Annotated in this window: 15 protein-coding genes; 5 read left to right on the top strand and 10 right to left on the bottom strand. The window is 43.8% G+C overall.

The window, feature by feature from the left end; all coding sequences use genetic code 11:
• Positions 1-86 precede the first annotated feature (86 nt).
• The 9 genes from L8S15_RS08695 to L8S15_RS08655 all read right to left on the bottom strand — a co-directional run bounded on the left by L8S15_RS08695 (position 87) and on the right by L8S15_RS08655 (position 10,432).
• Positions 87-1,667, bottom strand: a complete 1,581-nt coding sequence (locus tag L8S15_RS08695) for an EAL domain-containing protein (RefSeq protein WP_016785140.1) — start codon at positions 1,665-1,667, stop codon at positions 87-89.
• A gap of 527 nt (positions 1,668-2,194) precedes the next feature.
• The gene (locus L8S15_RS08690) at positions 2,195-3,196 is read right to left on the bottom strand and encodes a substrate-binding domain-containing protein (protein WP_016788187.1); all 1,002 of its coding nucleotides are present in this window, start codon (positions 3,194-3,196) and stop codon (positions 2,195-2,197) included.
• Positions 3,197-3,304: 108 nt separating this feature from the next.
• The gene (gene rbsK, locus L8S15_RS08685) at positions 3,305-4,249 is read right to left on the bottom strand and encodes a ribokinase (protein WP_280572657.1); all 945 of its coding nucleotides are present in this window, start codon (positions 4,247-4,249) and stop codon (positions 3,305-3,307) included.
• Between the two features lie 193 nt (positions 4,250-4,442).
• Positions 4,443-5,321, bottom strand: a complete 879-nt coding sequence (gene rbsB, locus L8S15_RS08680; RefSeq protein WP_016788188.1) for a ribose ABC transporter substrate-binding protein RbsB — start codon at positions 5,319-5,321, stop codon at positions 4,443-4,445.
• A 121-nt stretch (positions 5,322-5,442) separates the two neighbouring features.
• On the bottom strand, positions 5,443-6,435 hold the full coding sequence (gene rbsC, locus L8S15_RS08675) for a ribose ABC transporter permease (RefSeq protein ID WP_009844905.1): 993 nt from the start codon (positions 6,433-6,435) through the stop codon (positions 5,443-5,445).
• Positions 6,432-7,937 carry a ribose ABC transporter ATP-binding protein RbsA gene (gene rbsA / locus L8S15_RS08670; protein ID WP_016766766.1) on the bottom strand — a complete coding sequence of 502 codons (1,506 nt, stop codon included), beginning with the start codon at positions 7,935-7,937 and terminating at the stop codon, positions 6,432-6,434. The genes rbsC and rbsA overlap by 4 nt, the downstream gene beginning before the upstream one ends.
• 100 nt (positions 7,938-8,037) lie before the next feature.
• Entirely contained in the window at positions 8,038-8,457 is a 420-nt protein-coding gene (gene rbsD / locus L8S15_RS08665) for a D-ribose pyranase (protein ID WP_010429095.1), read from the bottom strand.
• A gap of 217 nt (positions 8,458-8,674) precedes the next feature.
• Positions 8,675-9,070: a winged helix-turn-helix domain-containing protein gene (locus L8S15_RS08660; protein ID WP_280572652.1), complete on the bottom strand. Its 396-nt coding sequence runs from the start codon at positions 9,068-9,070 to the stop codon at positions 8,675-8,677.
• Between the two features lie 300 nt (positions 9,071-9,370).
• Positions 9,371-10,432: an endonuclease/exonuclease/phosphatase family protein gene (locus L8S15_RS08655; RefSeq protein ID WP_016789880.1), complete on the bottom strand. Its 1,062-nt coding sequence runs from the start codon at positions 10,430-10,432 to the stop codon at positions 9,371-9,373.
• A gap of 356 nt (positions 10,433-10,788) precedes the next feature.
• Between L8S15_RS08655 and L8S15_RS08650 the strand changes: the two genes are divergently transcribed.
• The 5 genes from L8S15_RS08650 to L8S15_RS08630 all read left to right on the top strand — a co-directional run bounded on the left by L8S15_RS08650 (position 10,789) and on the right by L8S15_RS08630 (position 17,194).
• Positions 10,789-12,684 carry an extracellular solute-binding protein gene (locus L8S15_RS08650; RefSeq protein WP_016789879.1) on the top strand — a complete coding sequence of 632 codons (1,896 nt, stop codon included), beginning with the start codon at positions 10,789-10,791 and terminating at the stop codon, positions 12,682-12,684.
• A 10-nt stretch (positions 12,685-12,694) separates the two neighbouring features.
• Positions 12,695-13,783: a microcin C ABC transporter permease YejB gene (locus L8S15_RS08645; protein ID WP_010429108.1), complete on the top strand. Its 1,089-nt coding sequence runs from the start codon at positions 12,695-12,697 to the stop codon at positions 13,781-13,783.
• Between the two features lie 31 nt (positions 13,784-13,814).
• Positions 13,815-14,837 (top strand): ABC transporter permease, encoded by a 1,023-nt coding sequence (locus L8S15_RS08640; protein WP_010429111.1) that lies wholly within the window; start codon positions 13,815-13,817, stop codon positions 14,835-14,837.
• Positions 14,838-14,846: 9 nt separating this feature from the next.
• Positions 14,847-16,496 carry a microcin C ABC transporter ATP-binding protein YejF gene (yejF, locus tag L8S15_RS08635; protein ID WP_016794808.1) on the top strand — a complete coding sequence of 550 codons (1,650 nt, stop codon included), beginning with the start codon at positions 14,847-14,849 and terminating at the stop codon, positions 16,494-16,496.
• 119 nt (positions 16,497-16,615) lie between these two features.
• Entirely contained in the window at positions 16,616-17,194 is a 579-nt protein-coding gene (locus tag L8S15_RS08630; RefSeq protein ID WP_280572645.1) for an RNA-binding S4 domain-containing protein, read from the top strand.
• A gap of 144 nt (positions 17,195-17,338) precedes the next feature.
• On the opposite strand, the gene L8S15_RS08625 is transcribed toward L8S15_RS08630, so the two are convergent.
• A complete protein-coding gene (locus L8S15_RS08625; protein ID WP_010429133.1) occupies positions 17,339-17,782 on the bottom strand; it encodes a F0F1 ATP synthase subunit epsilon in 444 nt (147 codons plus the stop codon).
• Position 17,783 lies beyond the last annotated feature (1 nt).

Raw genomic sequence — 17,783 nt, 5'->3', positions numbered from 1 at the left:
AGTCAGAGCTCTAAAAATAGAGCTCTGACTACCTTGGTATACGAATGAAGGTAAGAACAGAGTGGCACAAAACGTATCAGTCTGATTTAAGAATGGCCTAACTCTGATGAAGAAGGAGCCGGCGCTTGATAGCCACGACTAAGCTCGAAATGCTGCTGCTTGAGTAAGCTTAGCGCTAGGTTTATCGGCATTGGCTTATAAAAATAGAAGCCTTGAATGTAGTCGACGCCCAGTTTAGAGAGGATTTTTGTTTGTGATTCGTATTCGACTCCTTCAACGATGACTTGCATCCCTAACGTGTGAGCAAGCTGCAACATAGACTCAAGTAAAGGCAAGCCAAAGCTGGACTCGTCAGATATGTTTTTTACGAACACACGGTCAATTTTAAGAATGCTAAACGGAAACTGTCTCACAAAATCTAAGCCCGCATAGCCTGTCCCAAAATCATCAATTGCAACTCTCACACCTAACTCAGACAGTTTGGTTAGGTTACTTCTTATCTTGACCATATCGGCGTCAGAACATTCGCCGTCTTCAGTAACCTCAAAAACCACACGTTTTAGAATGTCTGGGTGTTTCTTGTAGATGTTCATCACTTTATTCGCGAAGTTACTATTGGAAACGACATTTCGGCTTATATTGACGCTAATATATTTTGAATCAAATAACTCTTGATTATGTTTTATCGTGTTGAGTACTTCGCGCAACACAAAGTAAGTCAGGTCCTCAATCAATCCTAAGCTTTCTGCAAGTGGAATGAATATGGCAGGGGACACGTTACCCTCAACAGGGTCGCTCCACCTAAGGAGTGACTCACAGCCCACTATTTCAGTGGTATGTTGGTTAACGACTGGTTGCAGGTGTACATGGAGGTGTTTGTTTTTTAACGCACTAGAAAGTGAGTACTCTAAGCTATGTTGGCTCTGTTTTTTATACTTGATCGAGATAAGGCTGATAGTAATGATTCCAGCCATCAGAAACCCAAACCATGAGTAGCTCAATAAGAAGTTTAAGTAATACTGATACCCAATGTATGACGTGATAGTGAGTGGGTAAGTATTTGAGTGTATTTGCACTTTGGCAATGTGTGCCCCAGTGTCTGATGGGTAAATATCCCTTTTTATCACTTCAACTTTGGCTTGAATTCCATAATTGCTCAGGTTTTTTTCTACGAGATCATAGATGAAGTGGGGCGGTATCATCAGGCTTACCCCTACATCTTCCTTATTTGAGAAAATGAGCATGATGGATTGAACCTGAGTAATGGCTGAATTTGAATACGATAGCGTGGTTAAATTCGGACTGTCATTGAGTCGCTGCCTAATCGTTTTGTACAAGCGAAACGAAACCTCACCATCGGTGGTTGAACAGTAAAACTGGTCGTCCTTGTTAAAAGCCGCCGCTTCTTTTACCCAATCTGCATCAAAAACGTTTTGACGAAGCTGCATAACAATCGAGTCACAAGGTTGGTCTGGCGAAATTTCTGAGAGAAAAAGGTCAAACCTTGATTGTATTCCCGCAAGCCTTGTTTCAACTAATTTCGATGAGTCTTCGGTTAACGTTTGATAATGAAGCGGCGTAAAAGGAATAAGCAAAGCCATAGAAAAAAAGAACGAAATGGCAAAGTAGAATGATGTTTTAGCGAAGTGTTGATACTTAATGTCCATAATTGGAAAAGTATTGCCGATTATCGTGAGTATTCAATTTAATTTATAAATTTAACGATAATAACGCAAGCTTATTCATAAATATTGTGAATAAACGCATGAGTTATTTATTGAAATAGAGGTTTTTCTAATCTTAGTATAAAAATCAGAGTGTTAGATGCGCCTTTAGGGTTAGATGTGATGACTTTTTGTTCAATGGTTTTTGGGGTTTCTGAGGTAGTACATTGTGCATTTTTCTATCATTAGATTTTGATATGAGGCTTTAGAAGTAATGCGAAGTAAGCGGACTTGGTAACAATGATAAGAAAATTAATGTGGATGTTATTACGAATTTAAATCGTCTATTTGATGAGCAGTAAGACAACCAATCTAATCGATTAATACCAAAAGGTAATAGACTGGAACGAAAAGGGTAAGGTGACTAACCTTGCCCTTTGTTATTGGGGTCTGTTGTTTGGATTGTTGCTTTAGCGAGTTAATTTACACTGTTTCTGTGCTTTACGGCTTTGCTTTAGTCTGAAGGCGCACTAAATCACTTTTACGCTGCTTCGTTCAACTAACGTTGGTTCTAACTCAACAACTTGAGGAGACGCGTCAGGTGTTTTTAGTCGGTTAAGTAACGTGTCTACAGCAGCTTTACCTAAACGGTGTTTTGGCTGGTGGACCGTACTTAACGCTGGCGTCATGTATTTAGAAAGATGAATATCATCGTAGCCAATAATGGAAAGATCGTTTGGAATCGATGTGCCATCTTGCGCCGCAGCGTGAATTACACCCATCGCCATCATATCGTTACTGACGAACAAGGCTGACGGCATTCCGCCACGAGTTTTTAGTGTTTGATAAGAATCAAAGCCACCATCACATTCAAAGTTTGATTCAACAATCCATTGAGGATTGATCGTTAAATTGGCTTCTTCCATTGCTTGTTGGAAGCCTTGATAACGAGAAGAAGCTTGATTGCGATGCAGTGGACCTGTGATACAACCGATTTGAGAGTGCCCATTATCAATCAAGTGCTTAGTTGCCATGTAACCACCTTGATGGGAGTTATCTTGAATTTTGTCACTCGCAAATAACATAGGGCCCCAGTCCATGACTACGACAGGCAACTCAGGGTAACGCTCGAAGACATCGATGTGTTGACCCTCAAGAGTTGAACACATCAGCATTAAGCCATCGACTCGCTTTTGTAGCAAAGTGTCAATGGATGACTTCATACGCTCACTGTCGCCTTCCGTGTTACACAAGATTAGGTTGTAGCCTTTTTCATAGCAACGACGTTCCACACCTTTCACTACTTCACCGAAGAATGGGTTAGTAGACGTGGTAACCAACATACCTAGGGTTTTGGTTTGCTTCATTTTCAAACTACGAGCCAGTGCAGAAGGCGCGTAGTTGAGTTCTTTAGCCGCACTGTTAACACGCTCAGCGATTTCTTCACTGACAAAACGTGACTTGTTGATCACATGACTCACGGTCGATGTAGAAACCTTTGCGAGCCGTGCGATGTCTTTCATTGTTGCCATAAAAAAATCCTTGTGGGAATAACTTGTCCACGTTGCGCAATATTCTGCCTGAAAACAGGGGCTTATGCTTGGGTATTTGTGCGGTCTAATTACAGACCAAACAATACACTAAGCCGAAACCTGCTCGGCTAGGAAAGCATCCGTTTCAGCACGGCTTGGAATAGATGTTTGGGCGCCAAAGCGAGTTACTGAAATGGCAGCCGCGGCGTGAGCAAACTTAATCGCGCGTTGTAATGGCATGTCTTCAAGTAAGCCTGTCACTAATGCACCATTAAATGTGTCGCCAGCAGCGGTAGTATCCGTTGCATCAACACGAAAACCGGCAATTAATTCGCCTTCGTTAGCTTCATTACCTTGACCGTGATGACTAACCCAAACGCCTTTCGCGCCAAGTGTGATCATCACAGTCTCAATGCCTTTCGCATGCAGAACTAAAGCCGCCTGGTGAGCGGACTGGTTGTCAGTTACAGTCACACCTGTTAGGACTTCCGCTTCGGTCTCGTTGGGTGTTATCACATCGACACAAGCAAGCAGTGAATCCGATAATGGACGAGCAGGAGCCGGGTTAAGAATCACTTGCGTGCCGCTCTCTTTGGCCACTTTTGCAGCGAACTCAATGCCTTCAATTGGCGTTTCAAGTTGAGTCAGCAGGTACTTAGCATTGCGAATCTTCTCTAGGTGCGGCTTGATTTGGTCGCAAGTCAGCTTGTTGTTTGCTTCCGCAGAAAGACAGATGCTGTTTTCGCCTGTTGCGGATACTTGGATCATCGCGATGCCAGTCGGGGTGTTGTTTGCAACGATAACGCCGTCGATGTTGATGCCGTCCTTAGCAAAATCTTGACGAATGTTGATACCAAATGGGTCGTCACCAACACAGGCGATAAAGCCGATATCTGCGTTTAATCGCGCAGCAGCCACCGCTTGGTTTGCACCTTTGCCGCCAGGAATGACCTGATAATTACCGCCAATCAAGGTTTCACCCGGACGAGGGAACGAAGGAACTTGCAATACGTGGTCAGCGTTAACGCTACCTAAAACAATCAGTTGAGTCATGATACGAGCCTTATGATATATCGTATTTGAAAATGCATGGGTCTTTCTCATTACGTTAATTACACGCCTTTTTAGACGACTTATTGAGAAACAGCGATGCACTGTCTGGGTTGGGTAAATAAGGCAGGGATAGGGGAATCCCTGCCTATGTGTCGCTCTATTTTTTGCTTTATTTAATCGATGTTGGATTTAATTACTTAGCAACAATTTTTAGAGGTACTGGTACGTACTCGTCTACTGTTTCGCCTTTCAGTACTTTGTCTGCCATTTCGATACCCAGAGAACCGATTAGGTCAGGCTGTTGTGCTACCGTTGCACCAAGTAGGCCACGATTAACAGCAGCAATACCGTCGTCAGTGCCATCAAAGCCAACGATCATTACGTCTTTGCCTGAAGCTTGAACTGCGCGCAGTGCGCCTAGCGCCATTTCATCGTTCTGAGCGAATACTGCTTGTACGTCTGGGTTTGCAGCAAGTAAGTTTTCCATTACGTTCAGACCTTTAGTACGGTCAAAATCAGCAGGTTGACTTGCAAGAAGCTCAAGGTCGCTGCCGTTTACTGCGTTCATGAAGCCTTCGCCACGTTCACGAGCTGCTGATGTACCAGCAATACCTTCAAGTTGTATTACTTTTGCTTTTTCGCCCACTTTTTCCATGATGTAGTGACCCGCCATTTCACCGCCGATTACGTTATCAGAAGCAATGTGGCTCACTACGTCGCCACGGCTTGCACCACGGTCTAGCGTTAATACGGGGATGTCTGAGCGGTTAGCAATACGAATAGCGTTAGACACAGCGTCTGAATCCGTTGGGTTAATCAGGATTGCTTTAACACCACGAATGGTTAGATCTTCAATGTTCGAAAGCTCTTTGCTTGGGTCGTTTTGAGAATCAAGAACGATAAGCTTGTAGCCTAGCTCTTCCGCTTTCGCTTCTGCGCCATCTTTCATGGTTACGAAGAATGGGTTGTTCAATGTAGACAGAACGATTGCCATTGTATCTTGCGCCTGTGCAGATACAGATACCGTTGTAGAAAGAAGAGCAGCAGAAATAAGAGTCGCTAATTTTTTCATGGTGTAAGTCCTTTATGTAGGGTGAGCTAGGTTGGATAACCCTAGCTCGTTATTACATTATTTATAGATTTAATGTTTATAGGTTTGTTACTGATAGATATTTTTAATATAAAACAGAGTTTTACTTGTTTTTGTTGTCGACTAATACCGCCAGAAGAATAACCACTGCTTTTGCAATCATCTGGTAGTAAGAAGATACGTCTAATAGATTTAAGGCGTTGTTTAGGAAGCCGATAATCAGTGCACCAATCAATGTGCCCATGATACGACCACGACCGCCGGCTAAGCTTGTGCCGCCAAGAACTACGGCTGCGATGGCGTCTAATTCATAACCCATACCTGCTGTTGGTTGAGCTGATGACAATCGAGATGCCACGATGATGCCAGCTACCGCTGCTAACAGACCACAGATTGCGTAAACGCCGATTTTCACTTTGTCTACGTCGATGCCTGATAGGCGAGTTGCTGATTCGTTGCCACCTAGTGCGTAAACATAGCGACCAAAGCGTGTGTGGTTAAGTAGGTACCATACCGCTGCGAACACTACGACCATGATCCATACTGGAACTGGGATGCCCATTGCGTAGCCTGTACCGAACCAAGCGAAGGCGTCTGCTGTGTCAGTGAAACCAGTAGAGATAGGACGACCGTCGGTGTAAACCATGGTTACGCCGCGAAGTAGTGTCATAGTCACAAGAGTTGCTATGAAGGCTTGAACCTTACCCTTGGCAATAATCACACCACTGATAGCACCTAATGCTGCACCTGCTACTAGAGCGGTTGGCACTGCGATCATCACTGGGATTTCCATGCCAATCATGCTGGCTGCGAATGCACCACAAAGTGCCAGTACAGAGCCGACACTCAAGTCGATACCTGCGGTTAAGATAACCAGCGTCATGCCTACAGCGATAATTGCGTTAACTGAGGTTTGGCGCAGAATGTTTAGGATGTTGTCGACAGTAAAAAAGTTTGGGTTTAAGAAAGAAACGACAACAATCAGGAAGATCAAAGCAATCAATGACTTTTGGTCAATCAGCCACTCTTTGCTGATTAACGGTTTTTTCTTTGGCGCTTCAGTTTCAGTTGTTTTGCTCATGGTTTTAGTACTCATGCTGCGTCCTCGTTGATCTTTTTACCGACCGCACACGCCAGTAATAATTCTTGGTTTGCTTCTTTAGCATCAAATTCACCGCTTACACGGCCTTCATGCATCACCATGATGCGGTCACTCATTCCTAACACTTCTGGCATTTCAGATGAGACCAAAATAATGCTCATACCGTCAGCTTTGAATTTATTAATGAGTTGGTAAATTTCTTTTTTAGCACCGACATCGACACCACGCGTTGGCTCATCGAGAATCAGTACTTTTGGTTTGGTCATCAAGCCTTTCGCGATAGCTACTTTCTGTTGGTTACCACCAGAAAGGTTGCCAATAATTTGTTCGCGAGTCGGGGTTTTGATGTTGAATAGTTTGATGAAGTCATCAACCGCCATCACTTCATCTTTATGTTGGATTTGACCGCTTTTAGTCAATTGATCCAATGAACATAAAGACATGTTTTCTTTAACAGAAAGCCCTAGAACTAAGCCATCGCCTTTACGGTCTTCAGAGATGTAAGCGATGCCATTTGCTAAGCCATCTTTCGGACTTACAGGGTTAATGGTTTTGTTTTCTAGGTTGATGACACCGCGCTCACTCGGAAGGGCACCGTAAATCACTTTCATCAGTTCAGTACGACCAGCACCCATCAAGCCAGACACACCCAAAATCTCGCCACGCTTTAGAGTAAAGCTCACGTCATGAACACCAGAACCCGTCAGGCCAATCACTTCAAGGCAGGTTTCACCGTGGCTCTGCCCTATACGTGGATATTGCTCGTCCAACTTACGGCCCACCATCATTTCGATCAGGCCATCTTCGTCGGTGTCTTTTACTTCACATTGGCCAATGAACTTACCGTCACGAAGTACGGTGATGTCATCACAAATTTCGAAGATCTCTTTCAAGCGGTGAGAGATGTAAACAATGCCGCAGCCTTCAGCACGAAGTTCGTTAATCACCTTAAACAGAGACTCAGTTTCGGTATCGGTTAATGCATCAGTTGGTTCATCCATGATGATGACCTTAGACTCAAACGATAGGGCTTTTGCGATCTCTACCATTTGTTGCTCACCAAGGCTCAACTGGCCTAAAGGTGTTTTTGAGCTGTGTTTCACGTTAAGGCGTTTAAGTAGCTTGTCGGCTTCTTGGTACATCTCGTTCCACAAGATGCGCCCCATAGTCCCTGTGATTTCACGACCTAAGAAGATGTTCTCGGCGATGGTAAGCTCTGGTATTAGGTTCAACTCTTGGTGAATGATACTAATACCGGCTTGTTGTGAATCACGCGGTCCTTTAAATGCCGCCGGCTTACCTTGGTAGGCGATAGTTCCGCTGTCCAAGTGATAGATACCCGTAAGCACTTTCATAAGCGTTGATTTACCTGCACCGTTTTCACCCATTAACGCCATGACGCGTCCTGGATAAACGTTGAGGCTTGCCTTATCCAGTGCTTTCACACCAGGGAAGGCCTTCTCAATTGAGCTAAGTTCTAAAATGGCTTGAGTCATGTCGGTTCCTTTACTCGGGGCCAGTTGTGTTTGATTGTTCTGTATATGTATTGTTTTTGGTTCAGTGATGACACTGGACTGTCGTTGCGTTTTGCTTGAGCTAAAACGTTACGCCAGCTTGGAAAATGACATTTGCGTATGGGGTGCATTCACCTGTACGGATAACCGCGCGGCTTTCATGCGTTCGCTGTTTAAATTCTTCATGAGGGATGTAAGTAATCGAAAGCGGTTTGCCGCAACGCGCTTCTTCTGTCTTGATTAAATCAATCAGTGCGGCGTGATGCTCTGGGCTTACTTTCGCAAATTCTTCTGCAATCACAACGCCTTCAATTTGAGATTCATCCAGCATGGTTTTTACCGTTTGTTGAAAGCTTGGTACACCGTGAGTCAGAGCAAGATCAATGCGAGTTACCTGGTCTGGAATCGGTAAGCCCGCGTCACAAATCGTGATTTCATCTGTATGGCCAAGAGTGGCCACTAGGTAAGAGAGTTCAGAATTAATTAGAGTACTTTTTTTCATATCACGACCTATCGAAAAATAACGTTTAATGGGTTGAGAACAACTCAAGAAAAGCCATCGAAACGTTTCGATAGTGATAATAGTGTTTGATTTATCATTTGCACCCATCGCTTTCTTAGAGTGTGATGATGATCATCGAAACGTTTCGATGGGGCGTTTTTTGGTGATCGTAATCACTTTCGTCGGCACAAAAAATTAAGACAAGGTGAGCGAAGGTTTACTCGCCTGAATGTGCTGAGCTAAGTTGTTGTGTTGAGGCTTTCGGGTGTTTTTCTGAAGCTAAGCGATCACGCTCATCAGTATTGGGTATGATGAACAGCGTATAGCCATATCGAGGGATAGTAACAATTTTGATGTTAGAAACTCTCAAGCGGATAAAGACATTTCTTAGGTAATAGACGATATTGGTTAGTGCTTGTGTAGGCATAGGTTGGTTGTCCCAGCATACGCTTACAATATCTTTTCTAGGGACCGGTTGACCGGGGTTTTCTAGCAACAGACAAAGCACTGCAAATAGGTGCGGACGTAAATGGATTTTGTTTCCTTGTTTGTTCGTAATATTTCGAGTTTCCGTATCCAGAGTTAGATCACCAAGGTAGATTTCATTATTCATTGCGTTTCTATCTGTCTCATTCTTCATTTGGGAGGTAATGGGGTGCCAACTAGAGCGAACAGATTATGCAAAATAACTCGACTCTTGAAAGTAAGCCTTCGTAAGCCCGTGCGATAAAAGTATAAAAGCCGGATGGTTTGAATAGGAATGAGAGGATAGGTTTGTCAGTTGGTCGTTTTTTTATTTACCTATTATTCATCAGCTTATTTTGTTCTAACTGATTGCGTTGTTATGGCGAGAGCGGGTGAGACGTCTGTTTTAAAGCAAATCTTAATTTTAAAGCAAATCTTAATCGGACAGTTAAGCTTCGCGGATATGAGCGGTTACAGCAACGATGGCATGGTCCGTACTGAATTGGTCATGCTCGAAGCTTGGATTAATCAGGTGATGGTCTAACACTGTGTAGCTAGAGATCTCCATTAAACTTGAAGAGTTCTGACAATCGAACTCATTCGACATTAAAATATAGTCCAGTACAGACCCAGAGGCGCCGTAGTAATGGGTTGGTTTACGCAGTTCAAGCAAGTCTTCTTCATGCAGTTGATGGTAAAGATCCCAACTGTCTTTTAATCGAAAATGGGACAGCCAATGCTTGCTGTTTTCATCTCGGTTGATTGAGTAACTCAACAGCCCTTTAAACTCATCATTAAACAAAGGCTTATTAAAATCACCCATCAACACAACGGGTTGATCGGTTTGGTAGCGCTGATTGGTAATGTATTGATGAAGCATCTGAGCTTCTAAACCACGCTGAACGCTCGATAACCAAGATCCGAGTTGTTCTTGATGAAGCTTAACTAACGTGTCGCTTTTGGGCTTTTGGTTGTCTGAAATTTGAGAGACTTTAGATCTATCAGCATTATCTAGAATGTGACTTTTGGGCTCGGTTGGTCGCTGAGATTTAAAGTGCACCACATAACAGTCGGTTGAGCCCAAATGGGGTAAGGTAATTGTGGCGTGTACTGGCGTTCGGTTGAATGAAAAACTGTCACTAAGATTGAAGGCTGAAAGCAACTCTAAATCGGGTTTAACCGGCTGCACTTTTTCAATCGGGTAGCGAGAGGCGATACCCACGACAGGCGAGGTATACAGGTAATCATCTTCAACATGCGCGCTATCGACCACAGCAAAGTAAGGATAACCAAGTTCATTCATTAACTGCTCTAAAGACTGCGGGCTAAATATTTCTTGGAAGCCAATCACATCACAATCTAATGATTTAATCGCTTGAGCCATCCAGTGTTGCTTCTTCTTCCATTCCTCGAAGCTGTAAATGTTCTCAAAATCATAGTAAGCATTCGGTGGTTCGAGGTAGTTCAAAAGATTGAACGTTGCGAATGTTATTTGGTTTGGTTTGTTCAAAGTGTCATCCCATTTAGACCAGGTAATAATGATACTCCACTAACGCACTGATTGTTGGACAATTCGTGGGCTACGTATCATCTGTAGGTATGGTTTGTTCAATTGAATGTCCTATAACAATGGAACTTTATGCCGTAACAGGTAGACAAATTATAGCGTTCTTTTCTTAGACCGTGCACCCACTAGCTCCGCGTGAACCGAGTAATTTGTAAATAAACGGTAAGAGATAGAGTGCTGATGGTTTTATTAGTTATTACATGATGTTAGATTTGAACCTATACTTGTTTTAACGGCCTACATTAAAGCCGATTAATCAATGTGAATATAGAATTCATGACATTTGAAGGGAGAGTCAAATGGGAACAGTTTTTCGACACAAAGCCTCGCAGCGCACTCAGTTTTTCAGGTTTAACTTAGCCAAATGTGCAGTCATGCTGCCGCTTATTGCTTTACAACCCTCTATCACTTTCGCTTCTGATACCGATTCAACTCCCGACATCACCGTTATTGAAACCACGCAACTGGTTGGTTTTGGTGAAGCAAAATATCCTACCGATTTTACTCATTTCGATTACGTTAATCCTGATGCGCCAAAGCAGGGTAAAGTGACCTATGGCAGCATAGGTACTTACGATAGCTTCAATCGATTCGGTTCCCGCGGCGTTGCTGCGAGTTACACAGGGGAAATTTACGATACATTGATGTTTTCTCCGAGCGACGAGATTGATGCGTATTATCCGTTAATTGCTTCAAAAGTTCGCTACGCCAGTGATTTCACTTGGATGGAAATCGATATCAACCCAAATGCTAAATTCCAAGATGGCGAGCCTATCACCGCGCACGATGTTGCATTCACTTTTGATAAGTTTTCAAAAGAGGGCGTGCCTCAATATCGCGTGTATTACAAAGAGATCGAATCAGTAACGGCAGTCTCTGATTTGGTTGTTCGTATTGAGATGAGCAAGCCAAATCGTGAGAAGCTGTTTAGCTTTGCACAAAGCACTCGCGTATTACCCCAACATTTTTGGAAAGACAGAAAGTTGTCTGAGCCGCTGAGTGAGCCGCCAGTCGGCAGTGGTCCATACAAAATCATCAGCTATAAATCGGGTCAAAGTGTTACCTACGGCCTAGATGAAAATTACTGGGCTGCAGATCTGCCAGTTAACGTGGGTCGCAATAATTTCAAGCAAGTGCAATACGATTACTACCGTGATGACACCGTAATGCTGGAAGCTTTCAAAGCAGGGGAGTTCGATCTTCGAACCGAAAATTCAGCTAAGTTCTGGGCCAACTCTTACACGGGCTCAAACTTCGATAAAGGCTATATCATTAAAGAAGAGATTAACCACGAGAAGCCTGAAACGACTCAAGGTTTTGTCTTCAATATTCAGTCTCCTGTGTTTTCTGACCCTAAAGTTCGTGAAGCATTAACGTACGCGATGGACTTTGAGTGGATGAACAAGAACATGTTTTATGGCCAGTACAAACGTACTCGTAGTTACTTCCAAAATACAGATTATGAAGCGAAAGGTTTACCAAGCGAAGCTGAAGTCGAGTTGTTGTCTCAATATAAAGACCAAATTCCAGCGAGAGTGTTCACAGAAGAATTCCAACCGCCAGTCACCGATGGCAGCGGCCGTATTCGTAGCCAAATGCGTACCGCTTTCAAACTGCTGAAAGAAGCGGGTTGGGTATTGAAAGACAAAGTGATGACCAACGAAAAGACCGGCAAGCCGATGTCGTTTGAGTTGCTGATTTACAGCCCAACCACAGAACGTATCGCAACACCTGTTCAAAAGAACCTGAAACGCATGGGTATCGAAATGAAGATTCGTACTATCGATACCACTCAGTACATTAAGCGCTTGCGTGATCGCGATTTCGATATGGTGTCGTCTTCATTTTCCGCAAACCCTTATCCTAGCCCGAACTTAATGATTGTTTGGAACTCTAACTACATTGATTCTACTTACAATACTGCTGGTGTAATGGATCCGGTGGTTGACGCGTTAACAGAAGAAATTGCGCGTAACCAACAACATCCTGAAAAGCTTCTTACGCTAGGTCGTTCACTTGACCGTGTATTGCAGTGGAATTTCTACAATATCCCGCAATGGCACGTTGGTGAGTACCGCGTAGCAATGTGGGACAAGTTTGAGCGTCCAGATGTATTGCCTAAATACGATTTAGGTATCGATACATGGTGGATTTCAGAAGAGAAGGCGGCTTTGCTTCCTGAAAAACGTCGCTAGGAGTTAGTTAATGGCCGCGTATATATTTCGACGCTTATTATTGGTGATCCCCACGCTGTGGGCGATCATCACCATCAACTTTTTCATTATTCAGATCGCGCCTGGTGGTCCCGTAGAGCAAGCCGTTGCACAATTAGAAGGGCATAACTCCGGAATCATGGAACGCTTTTCTGGCGGTGGGCAAGAAGTTGATTTAAGCGAAAGTGACCAAGCATCTGCCAGTGGTTATAAAGGCTCTCGCGGGCTTGATCCTGAAGTGGTTGAAGAGATCAAAAAGCAGTTTGGTTTTGATAAGCCAATTCACGTTCGCTACTTCGATATGTTGAAAAACTACGCGACCTTTAACTTTGGTGAAAGCTTGTTTAAGGGCGGTAACGTCATTGATCTCATCATCGATCGGCTGCCAGTCTCCATTTCTTTAGGGTTGTGGAGTACCTTAATCATTTATGTGATTTCGATACCTTTAGGCATCATGAAGGCGATACATCACGGATCTCGCTTTGATATTTGGTCGAGTGCGGTGGTGATTGTCGGCTACGCGGTTCCGGGCTTCCTATTTGCGATCATTCTGATTATTTTGTTCGCCAGTGGTAACTACTTCAGTTGGTTCCCATTGAGAGGGTTAGTGTCGAGTAACTTCGACCAACTGAATTGGTATCAACAAATTGGCGATTACTTCTGGCATTTGGCTTTGCCTATTTTCGCTATGGTCATCGGCGGTTTCGCGACACTCAGTATGCTGACCAAAAACTCCTTCCTTGATGAAATCAACAAGCAATATGTGGTGACGGCGCGAGCAAAAGGTTTGGACGAGAGCAGTATTCTCTACAAGCACGTTTTCCGTAACGCTATGTTGATTATTATTGCGGGTTTCCCTAGTGCATTTATTAGTATTTTCTTCACGGGTTCTATGTTGATTGAAGTGATGTTTTCACTCGAAGGTATTGGCCTGCTTGGCTTTGAATCGACCATTCAGCGAGATTACCCGGTGGTGTTCAGCTCTCTCTATATCATGACCTTGCTTGGCTTGGTGCTGAGCATTATCTCCGACCTGACTTATACCTGGGTTGATCCTCGAATTGATTTTGAAGCGCGTTAATGGCGAATGAATAACAAGGTATTGATAATAAATGTTTAACAACCCTTTAGCTGAAGCTCGTTGGTTACGTTTTAAAGCAAACAAGCGTGGTTTTATCTCCCTTTGGATATTTACCATTTTGTTTGGATTGAGCCTGTTCGCAGAGATCATTGCCAACGATAAACCACTTTTGGTTTCTTATGATAATCAGTGGTTTGTACCCGTTATCAATGAATATTCTGAGACTGAATTTGGTGGTGAATTCGAAACCGAAGCCGATTATAAAGACCCATATGTTATCGAACTCATTGAAGACAATGGATACATCGTGTGGCCAATCATTCCGTTTAGTTACGACACGATAAACTTCGACATTTCAGGTGCGGTGCCATCGGAACCTGATTCGGTGAACTGGTTAGGAACCGATGATAAAGGGCGGGATGTATTAGCTCGTATTATTTATGGGTTCCGTATCTCTGTTCTGTTTGGTTTTATTCTGACGATTGTATCGAGCGTGGTCGGCGTAGTCGTCGGTGCGACCCAAGGTTACTACGGTGGTTGGGTCGACTTGTTCGGGCAGCGTTTTATTGAAGTCTGGTCTGGTATGCCGACTCTGTTCTTACTGATTATCCTTTCTAGCTTTATCGAGCCTAATTTCTGGTGGCTGTTGGGTATTATGGTGCTCTTCAGTTGGATGAGTTTGGTTGGGATTGTTCGAGCCGAGTTTTTACGCTGTCGAAACTTTGATTATGTGCGTGCTGCGCAAGCCATGGGCGTTGATGATAAACGTATTATGCTTCGTCATATGTTGCCCAACGCAATGGTGGCTTCGTTAACCATGATGCCGTTCATTCTTTCAGGTTCGGTTACCACGTTAACCTCATTAGATTTCTTGGGTTTTGGTTTGCCTGCGGGCTCGCCTTCGTTGGGTGAGTTGTTAGCGCAAGGTAAAGCTAACTTACAAGCGCCTTGGCTTGGCATTTCTGCCTTTGTCGTGCTTTCTTTGATGCTTACATTACTTGTCTTCGTTGGTGAAGCAGTACGTGATGCCTTCGATCCACATCAACAGAAGTAAGGATAAGTTATGACTTCAAATACAGTTCCTACTTCAGGGTCAACAATGGAGGCTGCTAATGCATCTCCAGTTCTGACCATAGATAAATTATCAGTCGGTTTTGGGAGAAAAGATTCGATAGAACAAGTGACGCAAGATGTCTCTTTAGAAATATACAAAGGTGAGACACTCGCGCTGGTGGGCGAGAGTGGTTCCGGTAAATCGGTTACAGCTAACTCCGTGTTGAAGTTGCTGCCTAAAGGCTCGTCGCATTACTTGAACGGTAAGATCAATTTCTCTGGCACCGATATTCTGAGTTGTTCTGAAAGACAATTGCGTGGGATTCGTGGTGGCCGCATTGGTATGATCTTTCAAGAACCTATGGTTTCGCTTAATCCGCTTCATAGAGTCGGTAAACAGCTGGTTGAAACTCTCTCTATTCACCGAGGAATGCGAACTAACAAAGCGCAAGCCTTGGCTATAGAGTGGCTTTCAAAGGTGGGTATTCGTTACCCCGAGCAAAAAATTTCAGCGTACCCACATGAGTTATCTGGTGGCGAACGTCAGCGTGTGATGATTGCGATGGCGCTGATTAATGAACCAGAGTTGCTTATCGCTGATGAGCCAACAACGGCATTAGATGTGTCGGTGCAAGCGCAAATTCTAGACCTTTTAAAAGACCTGCAACAAGAGCTTGGTATGGCGATGCTTTTTATCACCCATGACTTAAGTATTGTTCGTCAAATTGCCGACAGAGTCGCGGTAATGAAAGATGGTCGCTTAGTCGAAAGCAACGACTGTCATACTCTGTTTAATGCGCCAGCTCATCCTTACACCCAAAAGCTTATTAACTCTGATCCGAAAGGCTTGCCCGTTCCAGTTTCTCCGGAAAGTGAACCTCTGCTCGATGTTAATCAACTTCGTGTTTGGTTCCCGATTACGGGCGGTTTATTCAAGCGTACGATTTCACATGTTAAAGCTGTCACCGACATGGAATTCACCTTGAAAAAGGGGCACTCAATAGGCCTCGTGGGAGAGAGTGGCTCTGGCAAATCAACAACCGGTATGGCGATATTGAAGTTGGTGGAGAGTGAAGGTTCAATAACTTACGCTGACGAACAAATTCAAGGCTTAAACCGCCAGCAGATGCTACCGTTTCGAAGTCGTATGCAAGTCGTCTTTCAAGACCCGTTTTCTGCATTGAATCCTAGAATGTCGGTTGCGCAAGTGATTGGTGAAGGTCTATTGGTTCATCAACAACTGGATGACACTGAACTCGACCAACGTATCTGTGACGTAATGAAAGAGGTCGACTTAGACCCAGAAACTCGCCACCGTTACCCGAATGAGTTTTCTGGCGGGCAGAGGCAACGTATCGCCATTGCACGAGCTCTGATCCTTAAGCCAGAGTTTATCTTGCTAGATGAACCAACATCGTCATTAGACAGAACGGTACAAGCGCAAGTGTTAGATCTACTCAAGTCACTTCAAGAAAAGTACGGTCTGACCTATTTGTTTATCAGTCATGATTTGAATGTCGTGAAATCCTTGTGTCATTACACCATTGTAATGAAAGCTGGCGAGGTGATTGAGAAGGGTGACACTGAGACTTTGTTTGGTAATCCGCAACATGAATATACCAAGCAGCTTGTCAGCCTCTCCAATGTGGGTGGTTTGTAGCCAAGTCGGTGCGTAACGAGAACAAATGGGCGCTGGATGAATTCAACATGGTCATTTTGTTGTTTTACGATTACACTGCGCCCAATATTTCAGAAGTACATATTTAGGTAGAGGTCACCATGGACCAAGAACATTACGAAGACGCTGACTACGAAGGCCAAGAGCTGGGCGAAGAAGGCGAAGAGATTGAAATTGAAGCAATTGGTATCGATGTTTCATCACAGCCAATCGAGCTCTACAAAGTGTTTAAAATAGCTAACCTAGTGAGTGGTGGCGGTGAAGCTAAACACATCATATCTGAAGGCTACGTAGCAGTAAATGGTGAGCTTGAAACTCGAAAACGCCGCAAAATGTACGATGGCGATTTCTTTGAATTCAATCAAGAATACTATGTAGTGGTGTGTGACCAGCCAGTACAGGAAGAATCAGACAAGCCGAAAAAGAAAGATGCGCCTAAAAAAAACAGCAAGGCGAAGAAAGGTCAGTCTAAAAAATCTCAGGCTAAAAAAGATCAGCCAAGCAAAGACTCAAAAAAGAAAGAGTCTAAGAAAAGCATGTCTGAAATGCTAAGTGCAAAGGCAGAACCTAAGAAAGAGAAAAAAGAAAAGAAGAAAGATAACAAAGCGAAAAAGAAAGCGGATACGCCTAAGCCACAACGTGACGACAAAAGCGGCCGTAACTCGATTGAATTCTTCTAAACTACAGATCTAAAACTATTCTTTTGAAATTCGAGCAACGTTAAACTTCGGTTTTGCGTTAAGCAGATAGTAAAAGGCTCACTATTCAGTGAGCCTTTTTTGTATTTGTTTGCTAGCACAGCTAATGGCAAATAACGCTTCTTCTCAGTGACGAGTGCGAGAAGATGTCAATTCTGATGCACGAAGCTGAGCGACAGCTTTCGCCAGCTCCAGTTGAGCTTGTGCAAAGTTGATGTCGACATTGCCTTTGTTGATGTTCTCTAGGGCTGCGTATTTCGCTTCTTCCGCGCGAGCACGGTCAATGTCTTTACCATGCAAGGCCGTATCGGCTAACACGGTTACCACATCTGGTTGCACTTCGACCATACCACCAGAGATGTACAGTACTTGCTCCTCGGCTTTAAGGTCGGTAACGAACACAGACACGCCCGGTTTTATCTTACTCAGAAGAGGGGAGTGGCCTGGGCGAATCCCCAGTTCACCGTCTGCTCCAGAAATAGCTAGGGCATGTGCCGGCCCTGAAAACAGTGTACCTTCCGCACTTACGATATTAAGTTGAAATGTATTGCCTGTAACTCCAATAGCCATG

It is taken from the genome of Vibrio sp. S/42/10, from assembly GCF_029890535.1.
Classification (GTDB): Bacteria; Pseudomonadota; Gammaproteobacteria; order Enterobacterales; family Vibrionaceae; genus Vibrio; species Vibrio cyclitrophicus.
Note: the sequence above shows the minus strand (reverse complement) of the source record. Positions and strands in the feature narration are given on the sequence as shown.